Genomic DNA, 23,300 nt, shown 5'->3' on the forward strand with positions numbered 1-23,300 from the left:
TTGTATTATTTAAATAGGGTTTACTTTAGTATTTACGAGAATATCACTGTTTTATTGTTGTACACCATTGTTTTGCGTGCAATATGGAGTTTTACTCCTCTAGACAGTACAATTTTTTCTAAGTCTCTACCCTTGGTAATAAAATCTTCAATAGAGTGAGAATGGGTTACAGTGGTAACATCTTGTTCAATTATTGGACCGGCATCTAGTTCTTCAGTTACATAATGGCTAGTTGCACCAATGATTTTCACACCTCTTTTAAAAGCCGCATGATACGGTTTTGCTCCTGCAAATGCTGGTAAAAAAGAATGGTGGATATTTATTATTTTGTTAGGGTATTTGTCGATAAGTGTACCGCTCACAATTTGCATATATCTTGCTAAAACAATAAAATCTACATTATACTTTTCAAGTATCGCAATTTGTTCTTGTTCGGCAGCTACCTTATTTGCTTTGGTAAAGGGAACATGAAAAAACGGAATGTCAAACTGATCGGCTATGTACTTTAAGTCATTATGGTTGCTAAGAATAAACGGAATTTCTACAGCCAGTTCGCCAGATTGGTATCTACTTAATAAATCATAAAGGCAATGATTATATTTCGAGACAAATATTGCCATTTTAGGTAATTTGTCATCGGTGTGCAAGCTCCATTCCATATTATATGGTGTAGCCAACTCCTTTTGAAACAAAGTTTTAAAATGTTCTAGATCGGATAGGTCATCTTCAAATTCAACAACGGTACGCATAAAGAATACGTTGGCAGGTTTGTCTACATGCTGATCAAGATATACAATGTTACCCTGGTTTCTATGAATAAATCCGGTTACGGTGCTTATAATACCCGCTTGGTCCGGACAATGAACTAGTATAGTTGTTTTCAATTGTAAGGTATTTTTGAAGTCAAAAATAGCCCATAATCCTTTAAATACTTGTTATAAAACGTTGTTATGTAATATTTTTTGGATAATTATGAATGTTCAGCTTTCCAAGCCTTGTAAGATTTTCTAAAGCTTTTGATCTCTTTTCTTAACAGGTTGATGTATTCGGTTTCCTTTACTCCATGTTTTTCAAGACCCATACAGTAAGAGTTAATGTTTCTTATAATAATATTGATGTACGAAATGGTTTCTTTGCGCTCATTAGTACAGCTGGAGTATTCTACTTGAGCGATTTTTTGAGGTATAAGAATAGAATCCGTCAAAATGGAATTGGCCATTATATCCCTAAGACTTTTTGATTCGCATAGGCGCATTAAATCTTTATTGAATGTAACGTACGAGGCAATCTCTCTGCTCATTGTGCAGAGTTCCAGTGCTTTTCTGTAAATAGGCAGATGTTTTAAACTTCTATATGCCATTGTGTGGGGTATTGTTAGTGTCATATAAAATTACGTTAGATATTTGATAATTTTCTATTGAATGTAAACGTAATTTGTATTTTTACCTTTGATAATAAATAATTAAACAAATATACTTTTGAATCCAAAGATAGATGAGCTTAATTGGAAAATACTGAAACAATTGCAGGATAATGCAAGGGAATCTTTTGCTAATATTGGTCGTTCTGTAGGGCTTACGGCACCTGCTGTAGCCGAGCGTGTAAAGAAAATGGAAGACCTGGGTATTATACATGGTTACAAGGCAGAAGTGTCTCATGCATTAACAGGTCATCAGTTGAAAGCGATTATTACGTTAAGGGCGTTTATGGGAAAATTAAAACCCTTTTTAGCTGTAGTGCCCAGCTTGCAAGAAGTCATAAACTGTTATAGAATTACTGGTAATGAGAATATTGTAATGGAGGTGGTACTTAAAGATCAATTTCATCTAGAAAAATTTATTGATCAGCTTATTCAATATGGTGAAACTAGAACCCATATTGTTCTTTCTCAGGTGATTTCCAATGCTCCAATGCATAAAATTAAATGATTTTAATCTTAAACGCTTATTGAAGCTTGGGAATAAAATCATGAATGGAAAATGAAAGTTAGCTAATAATTAGACCTTGGTAAATGCTTCTAGATAATTTTGGCTAGATTTTTGATAGAAATTAAATAATGAAAAAAATACTACTTCTCACTTTCGTTTTAACCTCTACGGCAATATTTTCTCAAGAATTGAGGCTTTTAAGAGGTGCTATTTCAGAAAATATTATTGTTAACGATACGGTAAACGAAACCTACTCTCTTTATTTACCTACTAAATTTGAGGTCAATAAGGTTTGGCCTGTTGCTTTTGTAATGGACCTTAAGGGTAAGGGTAAGGCTGCAATGTCAATGTTGGTCAATGCCGCTGAGCAAGAGGGCTATGTTTTGGCTAGTTCAGATAATATGAGCGATTCACTATCTATCTCAGAAAATGTTCTAATAGCCAACAGAATGTTCAACTCCGTTTTTAGTACTATACCAACTGAAAAAAACCGTGCTTATACGGTAGGTTTTGGTAGCGGTGCAATGTTCGCTTCCATTCTGCCGACTTTTATAGGTAAACTAGATGGTGTAATTTCTATTGGAGCAGCTATTGGGCATGTGGAAATTTTGAACCCAAAGAAGCCTTTTCAATTTGTTGGGCTGGTAAATAGGTCCGATTATAATTTTACCGAGATGAATAATAGTAAGGATCTGCTGAATAAATTAAAATTCCCCAATGAACTTATTGTTTTTGATGGTGAACGTTTGTTACCGGAAAGTGACTTAATCGTAAATGCATTTAGAATGTTGACTTTAACAAGTATGGCTAAAGGTCATATAGTAAAAAATGATAGTTTGGTGACTTCGTCATATAATCGGTTTTTAACCTTGGCCAATAATCATCTAAATGACCAAAAACCACTTTTGGCAAGGTATCAGCTATTGGATATGGAAAAAATCTTCAATCCTTTTATGGAATTAGATTCTTTGAAAGCCACGCAAAAAACATTGAAAAGAAGTACTGTTTATAGACAGGCCAATAGAAGTCAGAACAGTTACTTTTTAAAGGAATCTTTTACTAAAGAAGATTATAGCTATTATTTAGAAGAAGATGTTATCTCTTATAATTACGCAAATTTAGGTTGGTGGAATTTTCAAATGCAAGAGTTAGATAAATTAGATAAGAGCGCCAACCTTTATGAGCGACAAATGTCTAGTAGGTTACGAGGTTATATCAATGCATTGGTGTCAGATAATATTGATTTTGTTTCCGCTCAGGAAAATGTAGATTTTGAAGCCCTTAATTTGCTGTATATGATGAAGACTATTACTTCGCCAAAAGAATTTGATGCATATTTGAAGGTAATTTCCATTAGTTCTAAAATGGAAGATTATGGTACTGCTCTTTTTTATTTAGAAGAGTTGCTTAAAAATGGCTATACAGATAAAAATTCGCTGTATTCGCTAGAGCACACAGCTCTATTTAGAATTATGCCGGAGTTCAACGAAATGGTTGAAAAATATCTAAAAAGTGCCAGGTATGATGTTATTGAACGGTAAGGTGTGGTACATTTTCAAGATTCCAGTCTATCACCAAACCTTTAGCTAACGACTTTGCAATTTCTTTTCCGTAAAGAACTTCACATAAATATAAGGCTGCTTCAAAACTTTTTGCCCCACCGGCTGAAGTGATATATTTTCCATCATGTACAAAAAGAACATTGTCCTTTATGTTAAGATGAGGAAACATAGCTCTGTAATTTTTAACATCACTTGGAAAAGTAGTGGATGCAACAGTGTCTAAAATTCCTGCTTTAGCTAAAGGAAAAGCGCCATCGCAATGACTGGTAACGTACAATGCATTTTTGTCAACCTGTTTAATAAAGTTGATCATTGCTTCATCTTTTAAATCGTTATCCATGCTATGTTCTGCACTTGGTACAACCAAAATGTCAATTGTGGGCAGGTCATCTTTTGTATAATCATAGTCTGGTAAAATGCGCACGCCCTCAAAAGTGGTAATGGGTTCTAACGTATTTGCTACGGTAAAGGTATTCATCGCCTTTATGCCGTCTCTAAATTTAGTATGTTGAAATATATCGAACGGTGCAGTAAATTCTGTGTTGAAAGTGCCGTTCATTATAAGAAATGCAACGTTGTAATTTTCGGGGTTTAGTTCGGGCAGTGTTCTAACTACTTCATTGGTAGTAGCTTTTTCGTTTTCGATTTTTTGTTGATTACAACTAATTAGTATAATCGGTAATAGAAATAAGAGGTATATAGATTTCATATGGATATATTTCGACTTCTAAAGTACAATGATAAGTGAAAAACTTACAATGATTATATTGTATTTTTGATGTGTAAAAGTAGAGAAATGAGAATAAGTATAATAGGATTATTGTTGTGTATAGTTGTTTCATGCGGACAAGAGAAAAAATATCATGATGCAAAACCTGATATAAAATCAATAACTAAGTCAGATAAATTAGCGGATATTTTACTTTTTCAGGAAGAGCTGAACGCTGAATTTAAAAACCCTGAGACTTCTCCTTTAGCAGATAGGTTTAGAATTGATTTTGAAACATTGAATTTCTTTGCCCCTGATACTAATTATATTGTTGAGGCAAAGTTGATAAGAACTCCGGATGCACTGCCTTTTTCTATGCCAACTACCACAGGGCGAGAGTCAACAGAAGTTGTATATGGTATTGCCAAGTTTACTTTAAATGGTAAAGAACATGAATTGGAAATTTATCAATCTCCAGAGTTAATTACCCAAGATAAATACGAAGATTATTTGTTTTTACCTTTTACCGATAATACCAATGGGGAAGAAACTTATGGTGGTGGAAGGTATTTAGATTTAAGGATACCGAATGGCAGTACAATTGTTTTAGATTTTAATAAAGCCTATAATCCGTATTGTGCCTACAACAAAAAGTTTAGTTGCCCAATTGTACCCAAGGTGAATCATTTAGATACTGAAATTAGGGTAGGGGTAAAAGCTTTTGAACATTAATCGATGAAAATAAAAAACCTCGGCAGGTATTGCCGAGGTTTTAAAACTTAAACTATAAAATCAACCATTAATTATATCAACAATTAGAAAGAGTAGATGGCTGCTACTAAGAAAGAAGATAAGCTTTTAGAATCTGCACCATCTGCATCAAAGTAAGGCTCTACATCGCTACCCCAAGAATCTAATCTAATTTCTGGCTTAATAATCAAGTTGTCTACTGAGTAGCTACCTGTTAATGTTAATGCAAGTACACTTGGGTCGTCATCTACTAAATCAGACATTACTGTGAAATACTCACCTCTTAAACCAATAGAAAAGTCATCTGATGTTGCGTATTGTGGGTATAGAGCTACACCAGAAAAGCCTTCGCCATCATTGTCTGCATAAGCAGCATTTATTCCTAAGAAGAACTCATCAGAAAGATCAAAACCACCTGTATAGTCAATTTCGAATCCTAATGCCTCTCCACCATCATAGTAAAGGTTTAAGTACTGACCTGCATAACCTAATTGAGCTCCTGCAGAGTAAGCACCGGTTAAGTTGTTGTTCGTGTCAGTTACATTCATAATAGCCAACATTAAGCTGAAATCATCAGAAAGTGCGAAATCTGCTTTTAAACCAACATGAGAAAAAGGTCCACTAGAGAACAAGTAAGATGTGCTGTAGTTAAAGTTACCTACAGGAGAAATTACTTCGTACCCTAAGTATGTATTGAATCTACCCATTGTTAAAGTAGTAGCATCAGATACGTTCCAGTAAGCATATAATTGATTAAGGTTGTAACCACCAACTGCATCATCGCCTCTAGGTCCAAAAACAACATCTGCAACTACACCTGTTGATTCTCCTTCGTAAGCGGCAATAATATTTGCCATACCTAGTGCGAAACCTAGTTCATTTGCAAATGAACTACCAAATGATTGAGGTGTAGCATCTGAAGCGCTTAAATTTGTTTGGTAGTATGCATCTACAGATCCGCTAATGCTTACTTTTTTCTCTTCTTCATCTTCTTGAGCTACCACACCGGCAGCTGCAAAAAGCATAAGACCTGTTGCAAAAATATTTTTTACGTATTTTGTATTTATAATCGTTTTCATAAGTTTTGATTTAATCCCCATTGGGATGAATTAATTTTGAGAAATTTATTTATTGAAAAGGTTATGTAACGGAGCGTTCTGCAAAACGCTCCGTATTTTTTTTAGTGTTGGTTCATTCTGAAATCGGCATAAGCATCCATTCCGTGCTCATGAAGATCTAAACCTTCAACTTCTTCTTCTTTAGAAACTCTAAGACCTATAGTAGCTTTAAGTACACCTAAGATGATACCAGAAGTAACAATACAGAACCCACCTACGATCAATACACCGTATAATTGCGTCATGAACTGAGCTCCACTAGCCATGCTACCGAAGATACCTACAACCAATGTTCCCCAGATACCACAGATCAAGTGAACCGCTACTGCACCAACAGGGTCATCTAATTTTAATTTATCAACCAAAGCAACACCACCTACTATAATGATACCTGCTATGAAACCAATGATAACAGCTTCGTTAGGAGACATTAAATCAGCTCCTGCAGTAATACCTACTAAGCCACCAAGAATACCGTTTAAGAACATTGTCAAATCTAAGTTCTTATAAAGAATAGTAGAGGTGATCATTGCTCCAAAACCACCTGCTGCGGCAGCTAAACTAGTTGTAACCAATACTAAAGATGTTAATTCTGGATCGGCAGATAATACTGAACCACCGTTAAAACCGAACCAGCCTAACCATAGTATTAATACACCGGCAGTTGCCATTGGTATACTATGACCTGGTATTGCGTTTGGCTTACCGTCTTTACCGAATTTTCCAATTCTTGAACCTAAAAGGTATATTGCTACCAAAGCAGCCCATCCACCAACTGAGTGTACTAATGTAGAACCTGCAAAATCATAGAATCCCCAAGAATCCAAGAATCCGCCGCCCCATTTCCAAGCACCTACTATAGGGTATACCAAACCAACATAGATTACTGTAAATATCATGAAAGCTCCAATTTTCATACGTTCTGCTACTGCACCAGATACAATTGTAGCTGCCGTTGCCGCAAACATTCCTTGAAAAAGGAAATCTGTCCACCATGTATAACCACCATCTGCATAATCAGGTGTCATACCGCCTTCAGGAGCACCAATACCAAAACCTGCAAATTTTAATAAGCCCATATCTCCATCTTCAAAACCTGGGTACATTAAATTGAAACCCCATGCATAATAAAGAAGTAGACCTCCGGTAATAATGAATATGTTTTTAAATAATATGTTTATTGTATTTTTTTGTCTTGTTAAGCCAATTTCTAAAAAGGCAAAACCTGTATGCATGAAGAATACCAATGCGGTAGCCAACATCATCCATACGTTATTTGCTGTAAATAATCCTGCGTCCATTTCGTTTAGTTTTTAGTTAGTTATTTTTTATTTAGTTAATACCGGCTAAACCGTCTTCCTTAGTTCTAATTCTGTATGCTTGAAGGACTTCAGAAACAAATATTTTACCATCTCCAACATTTCCAGAGTATGCGGCTTCAAGAATTTTGCTCACTGTTTTTTCAAGAAAGTCATCAGATACTACTATTGTTAAGTATCTACGCTGAATATCAGTAGTACTATAAGATATACCACGGTATACGTGACCTTCTTTTTCGTTACCAACACCTGTTACATCCCAGTAACTGAAGAAATTAACTTCAATACTGTGCAACGCTTCTTTGACTTCGTCAAATTTTGATTTTCTAATAATTGCCTCGATTTTTTTCATTTGAATAAGTTTTTTGATATTGCCAAATATATGTTAAAAACATTCACACCCTAAAAATATTAGGGGATCATCGCTAATTTTTATCAGTATCTTAAATTATACCCCCTAATTTTTAGGGTTATGTTATTTATGAATGAATATTTTGATGATATCGAGAATTGGAAAAGACGATTTTAGGTTTATCGTCGAATAATCGGCAGGAAAATGCATAATTATCTAACGATTGTTTAATAAATCGGTAAATACCTGAAAAAATGTATAAAAATAAAATAGTGTATGTTGAATGTTAGTTCTATAACATTCTGCAGATCCAAAGACCTAAAGAGATTGCTAAAATTCCAATTGCCACACTCATACCCATGTATAGTGACATTTGTAGAAGAGAAGATTCTTTAAAAAGTATATTGCTTTCCAAAGCAAAAGTGGAGAAAGTAGTAAAGCCTCCGCAAAATCCGGTGGCCAATAATAATGTTTGATTTTCTGAAATGTAATTGTTCTTTAAAGAGAGACCTATAAGGATACCAATAATTAAACAACCGATAATATTAACGAGAAATGTACCTAAGTAGAAATTTGAATAGTAGGCGTTAAGGTTTTTTGATATTAAATATCTTAATATGCTACCTAAACCTCCTCCTAAGAAAACCAGTAAAATTTGTTTCATACCTTATAAAGGTAAAAACTAAACTGCTTTCTTGTAGCTGGTGGTAAGTAAATCTAATGGATAGATAACAGAAGTTGGTTTTTTAGATAGCTTTTGAGCAGATGTTTTCGATTTTTGAGAAACACTTATTAAGCTAACTGCGACCAATGCAACGTTGATACCTACTAGTACTAAAAAAATTGTAAGAAATGTCATCATAATTTATTGCACCTTTATAGATGAATAACGCAAAATTACGGTATTTGGTATATTAAACGAGGATATTGGCCGTTTTGTTGTGAAAACGTTAATTTTTGTGGTGTAAGAAAAAAATTAACTATTCTTTTAGGAAAAACTTTATAAAGAGCAACAAAATCAAGAAAAGTGCAAAGGAAATACCAATCCATTTAACACCCTTAAAGTTTTTGCGATGAAATTCTAGATCTTTTCTGTAAGAAATGATGATTATGATGGCAAAAACCACTGCAAATAGGATTGCAAAAATGATTTGTCCGGTGCTAAACATATTTTAATATTTTTACGCAAAGCTAACCTAAAACGATAAAATAAAGATGAAAAACAAAATCAATGCGGTTAAGGAATTTCATAATTCTTTTGGTCTAGGTGTTTCTGAGAAAATGATTGCAGATTTGGGTGCAGCAAAAAATATGTTGCGTTTTAATCTAATGGATGAAGAAAACAAGGAATATTTAGAGGCTGCCCAAAATAATGATTTGGTTGAAGTGGCAGATGCCCTTGGCGATATGTTATATATATTGTGTGGTACTATATTAGAACATGGTATGCAACATAAGATTGAAGAGGTGTTCAATGAAATACAGCGTAGTAATATGAGTAAGCTAGGCGAAGATGGTAAGCCTATTTATCGTGAAGACGGTAAGGTTTTAAAAGGTCCTAATTACTTTAAACCTAATATAGATGAGATTTTAAGTAAATAAAAAGGGGGCAATTTGCCCCCTTAATTGTTTTTGTTAAGATTTTACTTGGTAGCGCCATCCAAATTTATCTTCAGATTTATTGTACTGAATATCTGTAATGATTTTCTTTAGGCGTTCACCAAAACTGTTTTCAAGTTCTGGTAAGTCATAATCAGTGTCTCTATAGCCAAAGCCGGCAATAGGTGAAATAACGGCAGCGGTACCTGCGCCGAACATTTCTTTTAGAGAACCGTCTTTTGCAGCGGCAACAACTTCTTTTACCGTAATTTTTCTAACCTCGGTCTTAATGCCTTGGTCTTTGGCAATTTCCAAAATACTCTTTCTGGTGATACCGTCTAATATACGGTCACTGGTTGGGCCAGTTAATAGTGTGTCATTAATTCTTATGAAAATGTTCATTGCACCAGCTTCTTCTATATACTCATGGCTGGTGTCATCTGTCCATATTACTTGATTGTATCCTTTTTCAATCGCTAATTGGGTAGGGTAAAACTGACCTGCATAATTACCACCTGCCTTAGCATAACCCACACCGCCATTGGCAGATCTAGAATATTTTTCTTCGATAAGAACCTTTACCTTGCCAGAGAAGTAAGCACCAGAGGGCGCACAAGCAATGATGAATTTATATTCATTGGCAGGCGAGGCATGAAATCCATTCCCTGAAGCGAACATAAACGGTCTAATATAAAGTGATCCCCCATCTTTGGTAGGTATAAAATCCTTGTCTAAATTTAGTAGTGTTGTTAAACCTTCCATAAAGTAATCTTCTGGAATTTGTGGTATGCACATTCTTGCTGCAGAGATGTTTAAACGCTTATGGTTGTCTAACGGTCTAAATAAAAAGACGTCATTGTTCTTGTCTTTATAAGCTTTCATTCCTTCAAAAATTGATTGTCCGTAATGGAAAATCTTAGCTGAAGGATCTAGTGTAATGGGTTGGTATGGTGTAATTGTTGGAGTTTCCCATGCTCCATTTTTATATGTACAGACCAACATATGATCGGTAAATACAGACCCAAAGGCTAAATTGTCAAAATCTACTTGGTCAATTTTTGAATTTTTAACCTTTTCTATTATAATATCTTTCGTTGCAATACTCATGAAATACGTAACTTTAGTTGAATAAAATTAAACAAATATCCCTACTAGGCCTTCTTTTTTAGTTGAAAAATGATCAGTTTTGCAGGTATATCAACATTTTTGAGATTTATGAAAGGATTTAACATATTACTTGTCTTTTTGTTTGGCTTTTTTTCATGCTTTGCACAGCAAAATACTAATGTTAATTCGTCACAATTCTATGGTGATGAGTTCGAAATCACTTCTTTAAGTGATAAGAAAGAGGTAATGAAACAATTTGCGGGCATGCCGGTTTCAGATTCTTTGAACCTTCAGTTTAAAACTAAAGTGAAAGAAGTTTGTAAGGTAAAGGGCTGTTGGATGATTGTTGAATTGCCAGAAGGTAATCAAGCGATGGTACGTTTTAAGGATTACGGTTTTTTTATGCCTGCCGATATTCTGGAGAAAGAAGTTGTTTTGAACGGATTGGCCTTTGTTGAAGAAATGAGTGTAGATGATCAAAGACATTATGCTAAAGATGGTGGTAAAACGGCCCAAGAGATAGCACAGATAATAACTCCAAAAAGAACTTATAGTTTTGAGGCTTCTGGAGTTTTAGTACCCAATTAATTGGAAAGGGAAATTATTACAACGGCCGATGGTTCTACAACCATCCAGATTAAAGATTGGCAAGAGCAGTACCATTCAAAACATGGTGCTATTCAAGAGGCTTATCATGTCTTTATTCACTCAGGTTTAGATTTGTACAAAAATCAAACTATAGATATTCTTGAAATTGGTTTTGGTACCGGCTTAAATGCGTTGATTACTTTAATCGAGTTCCAGAAAAGAAACTTAAAGGTCAATTATACTGGGGTAGAGGCTTATCCGGTTTCTAACGAAGAGCTAGCTCAATTAAACTATTTGGAACAACTCAATGCACAAGCGCTAGAAAATCATTTTAAGGTTATGCATGCATCGCCATGGGAAGAAGTTGTTGCTCTAACTCCAGATTTTAATCTTACTAAAGAGCAAAAGTTATTTAAGGATATCGATGTGATAAATGCTTTTGATTTGGTCTATTTTGATGCATTTGGTGCACGGGTGCAACCCGAACTATGGACGGTTGAAATTTTTCAAATTATGTTCAACGCTGTAAAAAGTGGTGGCTATTTAGTTACTTATGCAGCAAAAGGCAGTGTTAGAAGAGCAATGCTTGAGGTTGGTTTTTTGGTAGAACGATTACCGGGTCCCCCAGGAAAAAGAGAAATGCTTCGAGCAAAAAAACCGTAGCTATTTAAGCATTAATATAACTTTAACGCCTTGCAGGTCAATAAGATTGGCGACAATGTTAAATCGAAATTAAATTGCATATCTACGAGCATCAAAAGCAATATCTTTATTCCATGAAAGTATTGATAACAGGTGCAACGGGTTTAGTAGGTAGCGAGTTGGTATCTCAATGCCATGAAAAGGGTTATGCTGTTAATTACCTTACTACACGAAAAAATAAAATTGTTTCAGAAGTAAACCATAAAGGTTACTATTGGAATCCATCAAAAGGAGAAATAGATCCTAAGTGTTTAGATGGTGTTTCTGTCATAATAAATTTAGCTGGTTCTAGTATTTCTAAAAGATGGACGAGTAGTTATAAAAAAGAAATTATTGATAGTAGGGTCAATACCCTTGATCTACTTAAAAAGACACTTCTAAAGATTGAGGGGCATACCGTTAAATCTTTGGTGTCTGCCTCAGCTATTGGTGTTTATCCAGATTCTTTAAGTAATTATTATACGGAGGAAGAAACCAAGGTCGATGATAGTTTTTTAGGCGAAGTTGTAAACCTTTGGGAGAAAAAAGCCAATGAATTTAAATCTTTAGGGTTAACCGTTGCCAAAGTTAGAATAGGTTTGGTAATGTCTAAAGAAGGTGGTGCGTTGCCAGAAATGGCAAAACCGATTAAATATTATGTTGGTTCTCCGTTTGGTACTGGAGAACAATGGCAATCTTGGATTCACGTAGTAGATTTGGCAAGAATATTTGTTCATATCGCCCAGTATAAATTAAAAGGAGTGTATAATGGCGTGGCTCCAAACCCGGTTACCAATGCCAAAATGGTCAAAGAGATAGCAAAGGCATTAGAGCAGCCTTTGTTTATGCCAAATGTTCCAAAATTTGTAATGTATACCGTGTTGGGTAAAATGGCTTATATTTTATTTGCCAGCCAGCGGGTTAGTAGTAAGAAAATAGAAGAAGAAGGCTTTGTATTTAAATATGTAAATATTTGCCAGGCTCTTGGTAATATATATGATACGAGTACAAAATGCGTTGATGACAAAAGTAATGTGACAAAACAATTTGTTTCATAAATAAAATAGATTCTTACCTAGATAAATTATCCGCTTTTGGCGGATTTTTTTTTATTCTTTTGTGACATTTTGACATTTTTAAAGAATTGGCAGTACTTTTGCCTGCTTTTAAACAGCGATTTAAATTACAATTAATTATGAGTGATAAAGAAAACACTTTAGACGAAGAATTCTTGGAAGACGAGCTTTTGGACGGCGATGCACAAGATCAGAATATAGAGGCTGAAAAGGAAGATGTGGAGGAAGAAAAATCTGTAGAAGAGAGGCTAAGTGAAGAGCTTGCAAAAGAGAAAGATAAATTTTTAAGATTATTTGCCGAATTTGAAAACTATAAAAAGCGTACTTCTAAAGAACGTATGGAGCTTTTTAAAACGGCAGGTCAAGAGGTTATAGTTTCATTATTGCCCGTTTTGGATGATTTTGACAGAGCAATGAAAGAATTGGCTAAATCTGATGATAAGGAGGTTTTTAAAGGAGTTGAGTTGATCAACGTTAAGTTTAGAGAGACTTTGAAGGCTAAAGGCTTAGAGATGGTAGAGGTTAATGCAGGTGATGTTTTTGATGCGGAAATACATGAGGCCATTACTCAAATACCTGCACCCGATAAAAAAATGAAAGGTAAGGTCATAGATGTTATCGAAAAAGGATTTAAGTTGGGAGACCGTATCATTAGGCATCCAAAAGTAGTAGTAGGAAATTAAATAATTGGAATGAAGGAAGATTATTATGAAGTATTGGGCATTAGTAAAAACGCTACTGCTGCAGAGATAAAGAAGGCTTACCGTAAGAAAGCATTACAATTTCACCCAGATAAAAACCCTGGTGACAGTACTGCTGAAGAGAAGTTTAAAAAATCTGCCGAAGCATATGAGGTGCTTAGCGATCCAGACAAGAAAGCTCGTTATGATCAATTTGGTCATGCTGCTTTTGAAGGCGGTGCCGGTGGTTTCGGTGGCGGCGGTATGAATATGGATGATATCTTCAGCCAATTTGGTGATATTTTTGGCGGTGCTTTCGGCGGCGGCGGCTTTGGTGGTTTTGGCGGCGGTGGCGGTCAAAGAAGGGTGAAAGGAAGTAACCTGCGCATTAGGGTTTCCTTGACCTTGGAAGAAGTTGCCAACGGTGTTGAGAAAAAAGTCAAAGTAAAAAGAAAAGTACAGGCAGAGGGCGTTACCTATAAAACGTGTACTACGTGTAACGGAAGAGGACAGGTTACCAAAATTCAGAATACTATTTTAGGTAGAATGCAAACCGCAGCGGTTTGTAGTACTTGTGGAGGTAGTGGTCAAATTTTAGATGGTAAACCTGGTGATGCAGATGCACAGGGGTTAAAGGTTGCAGAAGAGACTGTTTCTATTAATATACCTGCCGGTGTAGAGGAAGGTATGCAGTTAAAAGTGCCGAATAAAGGTAACGATGCTCCTGGTAACGGAGTACCGGGCGATTTGTTGGTAGCCATTGAAACACAAGAGCATAGTACCTTAAAAAGAGAAGGTGACAATTTACACTATGATCTTTATATAAGTATTTCAGATGCCGTACTGGGTACATCCAAAGAAATAGATGTTGTGGGTGGCAAGGTGCGCATTAAGTTAGAACCTGGTATACAATCTGGTAAGATATTAAGATTAAGAGGTAAAGGTATTACCAGCTTAAACGGTTACGGTGCCGGTGATATTTTGGTACATGTAAATGTTTGGACACCTAAAGAATTGAATAAAGAGCAAAAAGAATTCTTTGAGAAAATGCAGGGCAACGATAATTTTGAGCCTAGACCAGAGAAATCGGATAAGTCCTTTTTTGAAAAAGTTAAAGATATGTTCTCTTAATTGCGAATTATTTGGTTATTAAATAAAAAACGTATATTTGAGATAATATTGGGCAACCAATATTAATTTTCTTTTTCATAGCAATTTTTTTCCCATCCTTGATTTATCGAGGGTGGGTTTTGCTTTTTTAGGCACCTAGTTTTTTCTCTATTTACCATAGATTTGTTTTTGGTATAATCATAAAGAGTACAGCAGGTCAAAACATTTCAATATCTTTGTAGAAATTGAGTACATGAGTCACATTTTGGTCGCTAATGATGTCACCAAACAGTTTGGGAGCCATACGGCATTAAAGAACGTTTCCCTAGAAATTCCTAAAAATAGTATATACGGTTTATTGGGACCGAACGGTGCAGGTAAAACTACATTGATCCGTATCATTAATCAAATAACTTTTCCTGATCAAGGTTCTGTGTATTTTGATGGTGAACTCTTAAAGACCGAACATATTGCCCAAATTGGGTATTTACCAGAAGAACGCGGTCTTTATAAAAGTATGAAGGTTGGTGAGCAAGCACTGTATCTTGCGCAACTAAAAGGTCTTTCTAAAGCAGAAGCGAAAAAGCGTTTAAAGTATTGGTTTGAAAGGTTGGAGATCGGCGACTGGTGGAACAAAAAAATACAGGAACTTTCTAAGGGCATGGCTCAAAAAATACAGTTTGTGGTAACGGTACTTCACGAACCTAAATTGTTGATTTTTGATGAACCGTTTAGTGGTTTTGATCCTATAAATGCCAACATTATCAAAGAGCAGATCTTAAGCTTAAAAGATAAGGGAACTTCGATCATATTTTCAACACACAGAATGGAATCGGTAGAAGAATTGTGCGAGCATATTGCGTTAATTCATAAATCGGAAAAAATATTGGACGGTAAACTGTCCGATATTAAAAAAGCCTATAAAAACAATATTTTTAAAATTGGTTTAGAAACCGATAATCAAGAACTATTGATCAATGAAATGAAAGATAAATTTCAGATTCTTACCCAACATTATGATGATTTGGAAAATCAATTGAATTTAGAGGTGCAATTGCCTTCCAATGAGTCAAGGGAAATTTTATCATTTCTAGGTACAAGGGCAAATGTTAATGAGTTTAAGGAAACTATACCTTCTGCAAACGATATTTTTATAAAAACTATTCAGAACAAAAATATCGATCATGAATAAATTGCCACTAATTATTAAAAGAGAATACATAGCCAAAGTACGTAATAAGTCTTTTGTGGTTATGACCTATTTGAGTCCCTTTTTAATGGTGGGTATGATATTGTTGATTGCATATCTAACCCAATTGAACGACAATGACAAAAAGGTAATTGGGGTATTAAATGAGAGTGGATACTTTGCCAACGAATTTGTAACATCTGAAGCTACTTCTTACATAAATTTCTCTGATATTTCATTAGAAGAGGCAAAGGATTCTACCTTGAGTTTGGGTTTTTACGGACTTATTTATTTGCCTAAAGAATCGAACCTAGAGAAGGTAGCGAAAAGAGCTTTTTTCTATAGCCAAGATGCTCCTAGCTCTACAGTACTTGATAAATTGGAGTCTTCTATTAATAGTAGGCTACGGCAAGAAAGATTACGTGAGTTGGGTGTGTCTCCAAAGGAATATGCAGAAATGGATCGTGATTACGCCATTAATATAGAAACCTTCGATGGTACACAGAATGTAAAGGGCATCAATGAAATAAAAGCTATCATAGGCGGGGCATTTGGCTACCTTATAATGATGTTCATTATTATTTATGGCGGATTTGTCATGAGGAGTGTTATTGAAGAAAAAACCAGTAGAATAATTGAAGTCATTATTTCATCGGTTAAGCCTTTCCATTTAATGATGGGTAAAATTATTGGTACCTCATTGGCAGGTATAACTCAATTTGGAATATGGATTATTTCTGGTGGGATTTTACTGGTAGTTGGTTTGGCAATTTTTGATATTGATCCGGCTAGTTTAACCAAAGGCGGAGCAGTAGCGCCGGGTATGGTAGGTGGTACAAATGTAAATGTTGATTCGCTAACTCAAAATGTGCAGTTATATGCACAAGAAATATTTGAGATTCCCATTATAGCTATGTTGGTATTTTTTATTATTTATTTCGTTCTGGGGTATTTAATTTATAGCTCTATTTACGCGGCTATTGGAGCTGCCGTAGATAATGAGACAGATACCCAGCAATTTATCTTTCCGGTAATACTTCCGTTGATGTTGGCTATTTATGTGGGATTCTTTTCTGTATTTAGTAATCCTAACGGACCAATTGCAGTGGCTTTTTCACTATTTCCACTAACCTCACCAATAGTTATGTTAATGCGTTTGCCTTGGGGTATTGGTGAAGGTGGCGTACCATTATGGCAATTGATTACATCTATTTTAATTTTAATAGGTACTTTTATAGGTATAGTATGGGTAGCGGCAAAAATCTACCGAGTGGGAATATTAATGTACGGTAAAAAACCTAGCTATAAAGAATTGTATAAGTGGCTTAAATATTCGTCATAATGCAGGAAGGTACAGAAAAAATTAAGGAGATAATTGAAGATGATGTCTGGGGTACAATAAAGAAATTTTTAGACCTGGGTTATCATTTTGGTGAAGGAGAAAAATCAATTCATATCACCGTAGGTTTATTGCTATTGCTTACTGTAGCCTTCTTGCTTACCAGTACCATATTACAAGCAATACGTAGATTTTTTACCAGAAAAATGGAAGTAGATGATAAGCTTAAGTTTATCAGTATTTTCAAATTTATTAAGTATTTGGTCTATGTAGTGGTTATTCTTTTTACCATGAGTGCCGCCGGTATAGATATTACTATTCTTATAACGGCATCGGCTGCATTGTTTGTAGGTCTGGGGCTGGCTTTACAAGAAATTTTTCAAGACATTATAGGAGGTATTTTTATCATTGTTGACAAGTCTTTAAGGGTTGGCGATATCATTGAAATTGATGATAAAGTAGGTAAAGTTTTTGAAATTAAATTACGAACTACAAGAGCAATCACTAGAGATGATAAAGTGATAATTATACCTAATCATAAATTTATTAGCGATATAGTTTATAATTATACTCAAAACCATAAAACCACCAGAGAATTGGTTCGTATTGGTGTAGCTTACGGTAGTGACGTTGACCTGGTGACTAAAATATTATTTGATGTGGTAAAGTCACAAAGAAGTATATTAAAAAGCCCTAAGCCCTTTGTTATTTTTGAGGACTTTGGGGATTCTGCACTTGTTTTTGCCGTCAACTTTTACATATCAGATAGTTTTACCGACCCTAAAATAAAAAGTGAAATAAGGTATAAGATAGATGCTGAGTTTAGAAAGCATAACATTTCTATTCCTTTTCCACAAAGAGATGTTCATTTGTACCAACAGGCACCTTTTCAACATAGCAATGTATTAAATACGGACAGTAATGAAAAAGCATAAGAATGCTTTCCTTCCGTTTCTGTGTGTAATGATGTTGATTGTAGATTCAATTTTTTCTCAAACACCAGATGTCTTTAGAATGGAGTACATGCTAATGCCAGAGAATAGTGGCGAGGTTGAAACTTCTCGTATAAAGTTAGTTCTCAATGTTCCAATAGCAGTCCGTGATAAAAAGGATTACGTTGTTGTGGGGGCAGAGTATAATAGGTACAATTTTGAGGTGCCCGATGATTTGTTTCCAGATTCCGGGGATTTGAGTAAATTTCATGTTTTAGATGTCAACTTCGCTTATTTATATAAGTTAAGTAAAAAATGGAATCTTATAGGAGTTGTAACGCCACGTTGGTCTTCAAATTTTGTTGAGGAATTACAAGAAGATGATTTTAACATGAACTACACGGTTGGTGCGTATAAAAATGTAAAAGATATAGAAAAACCTTATATGCTTGTAATGGGTATATCATATAATGGCACATCTCCTATAGATGTTCCATTGCCATTTGTTTACTTTGAAAAACGATTTCACCCCAAGTGGTCTTACGTATTGGGTGCTCCAAAATCTGGTATGAAGTTTTTTACCAAAAAGGGACACTTTTTTCAAACGGAGATTTTTTTAGATGGATATTATGTCAATATTCAAAATGATATATTGTTACCTGGTAATAATTTGTCTACAGATGTATCGTCTACGGCATTATTATTGACATTAGGTTATCAGTATAAAATAACTAAGGATATGTCTGTTTACTTTATAGGTGGTAGATCTATTTATCAGAATAGCGCATTAAGAAACATAGAAAGAGAAGACATTTTTACGTTGAACGATGCAGCGGGACTTTATTTTAGAACAGGAATTAGAATAGGAATTTAAAAAGCAGTTATGTCAAAAATATTAGTAATAGAAGATGAAGCGGCAATTAGAAGGGTATTGGTCAAAATTTTGTCTGAAGAAAGCGAGTCCTATTCAGTAGAGGAAGCAGAAGACGGATTAAAGGGTATAGAAACCATAAAGAAAAATGACTATGATTTAGTGCTTTGTGATATTAAAATGCCAAAAATGGATGGTGTGGAAGTATTGGAGGCCGCTAGAAAAATAAAGCCAGAAATTCCGTTCATCATGATATCTGGTCATGGAGATTTAGACACTGCTGTAAATACAATGCGCTTAGGTGCTTTCGATTATATATCAAAACCACCAGATTTAAATAGGTTACTTACCACCGTTAGAAATGCCTTAGACCGAAAAGTCTTGGTAGTCGAGAACAAAAAACTGAAGAAAAAGGTGAGTAAGAATTATGAGATGATCGGTGAAAGTGGTGAAATAAACACCATAAAAGAAATGATCGAAAAAGTTGCACCAACAGATGCACGTGTTTTAATTACTGGTTCAAATGGTACGGGTAAAGAATTAGTAGCGCATTGGTTACATGAAAAAAGCGCTAGAAGTTCGGCACCTTTTATTGAAGTGAATTGTGCGGCTATACCTTCTGAGCTAATAGAAAGTGAGCTTTTTGGACATGTAAAAGGGGCTTTTACATCTGCCGTGAAAGATAGGGCAGGTAAGTTTGAAGCTGCAAATAAAGGTACCATCTTCTTAGATGAGATAGGCGATATGAGTCTGTCTGCACAAGCAAAAGTATTGAGGGCGTTACAAGAAAGTAAAATCTCTCGCGTAGGAACAGATAAGGACATTAAAGTAGATGTGCGTGTAGTTGCGGCAACCAATAAAGACTTAAAAAAGGAGATAGAAGAAGGTAATTTCAGGGAAGATTTATATCATAGACTAGCGGTTATTCTTATACAAGTGCCAAGTTTAAATGATAGAAGAGACGATATACCTTTATTAATTGAGCACTTCACCAAGAAAATAGCGGAAGAGCAAGGCATGGCGGGCAAGAGCTTTTCAAGCAAAGCGATTGATCTACTAAAAGCTTATGATTGGACAGGAAATATACGTGAACTTAGAAACGTAGTTGAACGTCTTATAATTTTAGGGGGTCAAGAGGTTTCAGAAGATGATGTAAAATTGTTTGCTAGTAAATAGGGTTCTATTTAGTGGCAGAACAGTTTCCAATTTTGTTTAAAGCTTCTTGGGTAATTTCCTTGGTGCGTAAATTGTAATATTTGCTTCCTTCGGTAATATTAGGGTTTAATAATTGTGCTTCGCATTCTTCATAAATTTTAGTTGCAAAGGCAGTGGCCTCTTTACAGTCTACACTTTCAACAACCCTATCAAGTGAAATTCTATATTTCTCAAGTGAGCTGTCTATGGTTTCAAAAAGGCTTTTTCCTTTTTTCGCCATCTTATCTGTATGGGTACTTGTAGATGATGTAGTTGTATTAATAGATAGGGCATAATCTGAATAAGCACTATGGTGAGTATCATGAGACTCCAATACCATAATTGTATTTTTGGTAAGTGCTATAGATTCGTTTAAGTAACTAATGGTACCTTCTAATGTTGTTGACCTTGTGGCAAGCGTTAAAACCTCAATATTCTCGTATAAAGTTGTTTTTGCAGACTTACAACCACAATTATTTAACTGCGCTTTAGACTTTTCTAAGGCATTCAAAGCCTTGTAAGCATAAAACCTTGCTTGGTTGATATCTTGTGTTTGTAATGCTGCGGTAAGCTGAGATTTTGCATAACCCATATTAGAGTTGGCATATTCGCATTCCACATTTGTAGCAAACGAGGATAAAGAAAATAGCACAACAGTGCAGAAAAAATAGATATTTTTCTTCATAAGTAGGTTTTTTAGGTATAAGGTTTGGGACCTTACAAGGTTAAATTTAAACGCTTTACCCTGTTGAAAATATTATTTTCGATACAATACCATTCAATCAGGTTAAACGGAATGTCCTAAAATTAGATTTTATCAGTTTTCTTAATTATTAGTATTCGTTGCTATAATATTTTATATTTCAGTATGAATAATATAAACATAGAAAAATATAGAGCTACTAAAGATTTTAAAATATCTGAAAATGAGACATTTGGAGATTTTAATAGATCGGATAAAGAACTGAAAAAAGATTTATCAAAAATTAGGAGAGAGCTTGGTGAGTTTCAAGATACTATTTATGCCCACGGTAAATATAGTATTTTGGTTTGTTTACAGGGTATGGATACCGCTGGAAAGGATAGTCTTATTCGTGAAGTATTCAAAGATTTTAATGTTAGTGGGGTAGAAGTGCATAGTTTTAAAGTACCGACAGAATTGGAATTGAGTCACAACTATCTTTGGCGTCATTATTTGGTCTTGCCCGCTAAAGGTAAATTTGGAGTTTTTAATAGAACACATTATGAAAATGTTCTTGTAACTCGGGTGCATCCAGAGTACATTTTAAATGAACATATTCCGGGTATACATTCGGTAGATGATATTGATCAAAAATTTTGGGACAAAAGGTTTGAGCAGATCAATGATTTTGAAAGGCATTTAGCCGAAAACGGAACACTGATTTTTAAGTTTTTTTTAAACTTATCAAAAGAAGAACAGAGACAACGACTATTAAGAAGACTAGCTATAAAAGAAAAACACTGGAAATTTTCTCCTGGGGATTTAAAAGAACGAAAATTATGGTCGGTGTATCAAGATTGTTATGAAGAGGCGATCAGTAAAACTACTCATGATCATGCACCTTGGTTTGCGATACCTGCGGATAATAAAAAGGCAACACGTGTAATCGTTGCATCTATTTTATTACAATCGTTAAAAAAATACAAAGATATTAGGGAGCCAATGTTAAGCGAAAAAATAATGGCTAATTTAGACAGCTATGAAGAACAACTACAAAGTGAGCAATAAACTAGCGGTATTATTTATAATCGCTTGTTTGTCTGTGGGCAGGTCACAGAGTAAAGATGAGGTTCAAATCAAAAAGATGTACGATTTGGCGCTAACCGAAGGAAAAGGCTATGATTGGTTAAATTATTTATCCAATCAAATTGGCGGTAGATTATCTGGTTCGGTACAAGCGCAACAAGCTGTTGATTATACAAAAGCCCAGTTAGATTCTTTAGGTGTGGACAAAGTATGGTTACAACCGGTAATGGTACCTAAGTGGGTTAGGGGAACTCCTGAGTTTGCTTATTTTGAGACTACACCTGGTAGTACCACTAATGTAGCAATATGTGCATTGGGTGGATCTGTTGCAACACCTTCAACTGGAGTAAAAGCAAAAATTATTGAAGTTGATGGAATTGAACAGTTGTCTACATTGGGCAAAGATCAAATAGAAGGAAAAATTGTTTTCTTCAATAGACCGATGGATGCTACTCAAATTAATACATTTACCGCATATTCTGGCTGTGTAGATCAACGATATGCCGGGGCATTGGAAGCTTCTAAATATGGTGCTTTAGGTGTAATCGTGCGTTCAATGAATCTAAGATTGGATAATTATCCGCATACGGGATCTATGAGTTATGGTGATCAACCAGAATCTGAAAGAATTCCCGCAGCTGCGATAAGTACAAATGGAGCCGAACTGTTGAGTACTTCCTTAAAATTGAATCCTGATATAAATTTCTACTTTAAGCAGAATTGTAAACTTTTTAAAGACGTGGAATCTTATAATGTTATTGCTGAAATTAAAGGTTCTGAAAAACCCGATGAAATTATAGTTGTTGGCGGACACCTAGATTCATGGGATCTTGGTGATGGCTCTCACGATGATGGTGCGGGCTGTGTTCAAAGTATGGAGGTGCTCAATCTTTTCAAAAAAACGGGGTACAAGCCTAAACGTACTGTTAGGGTTGTACTTTTTATGAATGAAGAAAACGGACTGCGAGGTGGCAATAAATATGCAGAGGTTGCTATCTCAAAAAATGAGAGGCACATATTTGCATTAGAAAGTGATTCGGGCGGTTTTACTCCTAGAGGCTTTACTTTTGATAGTTCGCAAGAGGATTTTGAAAAAGTATTGGCTTGGAAAAATTTGTTCAAACCATATTTGGTTCACTATTTTGAAAAAGGCTTTGCAGGTGCAGACATTGGTCCGCTGAAAAAAGATGGAATGGTAATGGCGGGCTTAAGACCAGATTCTCAGCGTTATTTTGACCATCACCATGCAGAAAATGACACGTTTGAACATGTGAACAGAAGAGAACTGCAATTAGGTGCCGCTACTATGGCAAGTTTAGTTTATTTGGTAGATTCTAACGGATTTTAGTATCTGGTTACAGAAGGTGTTCGTCGGTTAATGAATTGATTTCAATAAGGTTTGTGAAATGTACAAACCGTTAAATTTCT

26 protein-coding genes are annotated in these 23,300 nt (G+C 35.1%); 16 read left to right on the forward strand and 10 right to left on the reverse strand.

From position 1 onward, the window contains the following. Window positions 1-32 precede the first annotated feature (32 nt). Together purU and EXIGUO8A_RS12165 are read right to left on the reverse strand one after the other, a co-directional pair. Window positions 33-884, reverse strand: a complete 852-nt coding sequence (gene purU / locus EXIGUO8A_RS12160) for a formyltetrahydrofolate deformylase (protein ID WP_159303331.1) — start codon at window positions 882-884, stop codon at window positions 33-35. Between the two features lie 86 nt (window positions 885-970). Further along, entirely contained in the window at window positions 971-1,360 is a 390-nt protein-coding gene (locus EXIGUO8A_RS12165) for a hypothetical protein (protein WP_159303332.1), read from the reverse strand. A 118-nt stretch (window positions 1,361-1,478) separates the two neighbouring features. Between EXIGUO8A_RS12165 and EXIGUO8A_RS12170 the strand changes: the two genes are divergently transcribed. Both EXIGUO8A_RS12170 and EXIGUO8A_RS12175 read left to right on the forward strand, forming a co-directional pair. After that, window positions 1,479-1,928, forward strand: coding sequence for an Lrp/AsnC family transcriptional regulator (locus EXIGUO8A_RS12170; protein ID WP_116770705.1), 450 nt, complete (start codon window positions 1,479-1,481; stop codon window positions 1,926-1,928). A gap of 128 nt (window positions 1,929-2,056) precedes the next feature. Beyond that, window positions 2,057-3,469, forward strand: a complete 1,413-nt coding sequence (locus tag EXIGUO8A_RS12175) for an alpha/beta hydrolase (protein ID WP_159303333.1) — start codon at window positions 2,057-2,059, stop codon at window positions 3,467-3,469. On the opposite strand, the gene EXIGUO8A_RS12180 is transcribed toward EXIGUO8A_RS12175, so the two are convergent. Further along, window positions 3,456-4,199: a DJ-1/PfpI family protein gene (locus EXIGUO8A_RS12180; RefSeq protein WP_159303334.1), complete on the reverse strand. Its 744-nt coding sequence runs from the start codon at window positions 4,197-4,199 to the stop codon at window positions 3,456-3,458. The genes EXIGUO8A_RS12175 and EXIGUO8A_RS12180 overlap by 14 nt on opposite strands. An 87-nt stretch (window positions 4,200-4,286) precedes the next feature. Between EXIGUO8A_RS12180 and EXIGUO8A_RS12185 the strand changes: the two genes are divergently transcribed. Continuing rightward, a complete protein-coding gene (locus tag EXIGUO8A_RS12185; protein ID WP_159303335.1) occupies window positions 4,287-4,931 on the forward strand; it encodes a DUF1684 domain-containing protein in 645 nt (214 codons plus the stop codon). Between the two features lie 83 nt (window positions 4,932-5,014). Here the strand turns inward: EXIGUO8A_RS12185 and EXIGUO8A_RS12190 are convergent, their stop codons facing one another. The 5 genes from EXIGUO8A_RS12190 to EXIGUO8A_RS12210 form a co-directional block, all read right to left on the reverse strand. Continuing rightward, on the reverse strand, window positions 5,015-6,028 hold the full coding sequence (locus EXIGUO8A_RS12190; RefSeq protein WP_159303336.1) for an outer membrane beta-barrel protein: 1,014 nt from the start codon (window positions 6,026-6,028) through the stop codon (window positions 5,015-5,017). Window positions 6,029-6,129: 101 nt separating this feature from the next. Then, on the reverse strand, window positions 6,130-7,368 hold the full coding sequence (locus tag EXIGUO8A_RS12195; RefSeq protein WP_074672620.1) for an ammonium transporter: 1,239 nt from the start codon (window positions 7,366-7,368) through the stop codon (window positions 6,130-6,132). 31 nt (window positions 7,369-7,399) lie between these two features. Beyond that, window positions 7,400-7,738 carry a P-II family nitrogen regulator gene (locus EXIGUO8A_RS12200; RefSeq protein WP_116770943.1) on the reverse strand — a complete coding sequence of 113 codons (339 nt, stop codon included), beginning with the start codon at window positions 7,736-7,738 and terminating at the stop codon, window positions 7,400-7,402. A gap of 292 nt (window positions 7,739-8,030) precedes the next feature. Next, on the reverse strand, window positions 8,031-8,402 hold the full coding sequence (gene crcB, locus EXIGUO8A_RS12205; RefSeq protein ID WP_159303337.1) for a fluoride efflux transporter CrcB: 372 nt from the start codon (window positions 8,400-8,402) through the stop codon (window positions 8,031-8,033). Window positions 8,403-8,420: 18 nt separating this feature from the next. Beyond that, window positions 8,421-8,600, reverse strand: coding sequence for a hypothetical protein (locus EXIGUO8A_RS12210; protein WP_159303338.1), 180 nt, complete (start codon window positions 8,598-8,600; stop codon window positions 8,421-8,423). Window positions 8,601-8,953: 353 nt separating this feature from the next. Between EXIGUO8A_RS12210 and EXIGUO8A_RS12215 the strand changes: the two genes are divergently transcribed. Next, a complete protein-coding gene (locus EXIGUO8A_RS12215; protein WP_159303339.1) occupies window positions 8,954-9,340 on the forward strand; it encodes a pyrophosphohydrolase domain-containing protein in 387 nt (128 codons plus the stop codon). 33 nt (window positions 9,341-9,373) lie between these two features. Here EXIGUO8A_RS12215 and EXIGUO8A_RS12220 read toward each other — a convergent pair whose 3' ends face one another. Continuing rightward, complete coding sequence (locus EXIGUO8A_RS12220; RefSeq protein ID WP_116770713.1) at window positions 9,374-10,444, reverse strand: branched-chain amino acid aminotransferase; 1,071 nt, start codon at window positions 10,442-10,444, stop codon at window positions 9,374-9,376. Window positions 10,445-10,552: 108 nt separating this feature from the next. On the opposite strand from EXIGUO8A_RS12220, the gene EXIGUO8A_RS12225 reads away from it, so the two are divergent. The 10 genes from EXIGUO8A_RS12225 to EXIGUO8A_RS12270 all read left to right on the forward strand — a co-directional run bounded on the left by EXIGUO8A_RS12225 (window position 10,553) and on the right by EXIGUO8A_RS12270 (window position 20,086). Beyond that, window positions 10,553-11,032, forward strand: a complete 480-nt coding sequence (locus tag EXIGUO8A_RS12225; RefSeq protein WP_159303340.1) for a DUF4920 domain-containing protein — start codon at window positions 10,553-10,555, stop codon at window positions 11,030-11,032. Continuing rightward, on the forward strand, window positions 11,033-11,695 hold the full coding sequence (gene mnmD / locus EXIGUO8A_RS12230; protein WP_159303341.1) for a tRNA (5-methylaminomethyl-2-thiouridine)(34)-methyltransferase MnmD: 663 nt from the start codon (window positions 11,033-11,035) through the stop codon (window positions 11,693-11,695). A gap of 113 nt (window positions 11,696-11,808) precedes the next feature. Further along, window positions 11,809-12,771: a TIGR01777 family oxidoreductase gene (locus EXIGUO8A_RS12235; protein ID WP_159303342.1), complete on the forward strand. Its 963-nt coding sequence runs from the start codon at window positions 11,809-11,811 to the stop codon at window positions 12,769-12,771. A 137-nt stretch (window positions 12,772-12,908) separates the two neighbouring features. After that, complete coding sequence (locus EXIGUO8A_RS12240; RefSeq protein WP_159303343.1) at window positions 12,909-13,472, forward strand: nucleotide exchange factor GrpE; 564 nt, start codon at window positions 12,909-12,911, stop codon at window positions 13,470-13,472. A 9-nt stretch (window positions 13,473-13,481) separates the two neighbouring features. Continuing rightward, a complete protein-coding gene (gene dnaJ, locus EXIGUO8A_RS12245) occupies window positions 13,482-14,600 on the forward strand; it encodes a molecular chaperone DnaJ (RefSeq protein ID WP_159303344.1) in 1,119 nt (372 codons plus the stop codon). 232 nt (window positions 14,601-14,832) lie between these two features. Continuing rightward, window positions 14,833-15,771 carry an ABC transporter ATP-binding protein gene (locus tag EXIGUO8A_RS12250; RefSeq protein ID WP_116770719.1) on the forward strand — a complete coding sequence of 313 codons (939 nt, stop codon included), beginning with the start codon at window positions 14,833-14,835 and terminating at the stop codon, window positions 15,769-15,771. Continuing rightward, window positions 15,764-17,110 (forward strand): ABC transporter permease, encoded by a 1,347-nt coding sequence (locus EXIGUO8A_RS12255; RefSeq protein ID WP_159303345.1) that lies wholly within the window; start codon window positions 15,764-15,766, stop codon window positions 17,108-17,110. Before EXIGUO8A_RS12250 ends, EXIGUO8A_RS12255 begins: the two co-directional genes overlap by 8 nt. After that, window positions 17,110-18,042 (forward strand): mechanosensitive ion channel family protein, encoded by a 933-nt coding sequence (locus EXIGUO8A_RS12260; RefSeq protein ID WP_159303346.1) that lies wholly within the window; start codon window positions 17,110-17,112, stop codon window positions 18,040-18,042. The genes EXIGUO8A_RS12255 and EXIGUO8A_RS12260 overlap by 1 nt, the downstream gene beginning before the upstream one ends. After that, complete coding sequence (locus EXIGUO8A_RS12265) at window positions 18,029-18,913, forward strand: DUF6268 family outer membrane beta-barrel protein (protein WP_159303347.1); 885 nt, start codon at window positions 18,029-18,031, stop codon at window positions 18,911-18,913. The genes EXIGUO8A_RS12260 and EXIGUO8A_RS12265 overlap by 14 nt, the downstream gene beginning before the upstream one ends. Before the next feature lie 9 nt (window positions 18,914-18,922). Then, a complete protein-coding gene (locus tag EXIGUO8A_RS12270; protein WP_159303348.1) occupies window positions 18,923-20,086 on the forward strand; it encodes a sigma-54-dependent transcriptional regulator in 1,164 nt (387 codons plus the stop codon). 4 nt (window positions 20,087-20,090) lie between these two features. Here EXIGUO8A_RS12270 and EXIGUO8A_RS12275 read toward each other — a convergent pair whose 3' ends face one another. Continuing rightward, window positions 20,091-20,789 carry a hypothetical protein gene (locus tag EXIGUO8A_RS12275; RefSeq protein ID WP_159303349.1) on the reverse strand — a complete coding sequence of 233 codons (699 nt, stop codon included), beginning with the start codon at window positions 20,787-20,789 and terminating at the stop codon, window positions 20,091-20,093. 183 nt (window positions 20,790-20,972) lie between these two features. On the opposite strand from EXIGUO8A_RS12275, the gene EXIGUO8A_RS12280 reads away from it, so the two are divergent. Continuing rightward, window positions 20,973-21,854 (forward strand): PPK2 family polyphosphate kinase, encoded by an 882-nt coding sequence (locus EXIGUO8A_RS12280; RefSeq protein WP_159303350.1) that lies wholly within the window; start codon window positions 20,973-20,975, stop codon window positions 21,852-21,854. After that, window positions 21,826-23,220, forward strand: coding sequence for a M28 family peptidase (locus tag EXIGUO8A_RS12285; protein WP_159303351.1), 1,395 nt, complete (start codon window positions 21,826-21,828; stop codon window positions 23,218-23,220). The genes EXIGUO8A_RS12280 and EXIGUO8A_RS12285 overlap by 29 nt, the downstream gene beginning before the upstream one ends. The last annotated feature ends 80 nt before the right edge of the window (window positions 23,221-23,300 follow it).

Origin of the sequence: Maribacter litoralis (assembly GCF_902506355.1) — a bacterium.
GTDB classification, from domain to species: domain Bacteria; phylum Bacteroidota; class Bacteroidia; order Flavobacteriales; family Flavobacteriaceae; genus Maribacter; species Maribacter litoralis.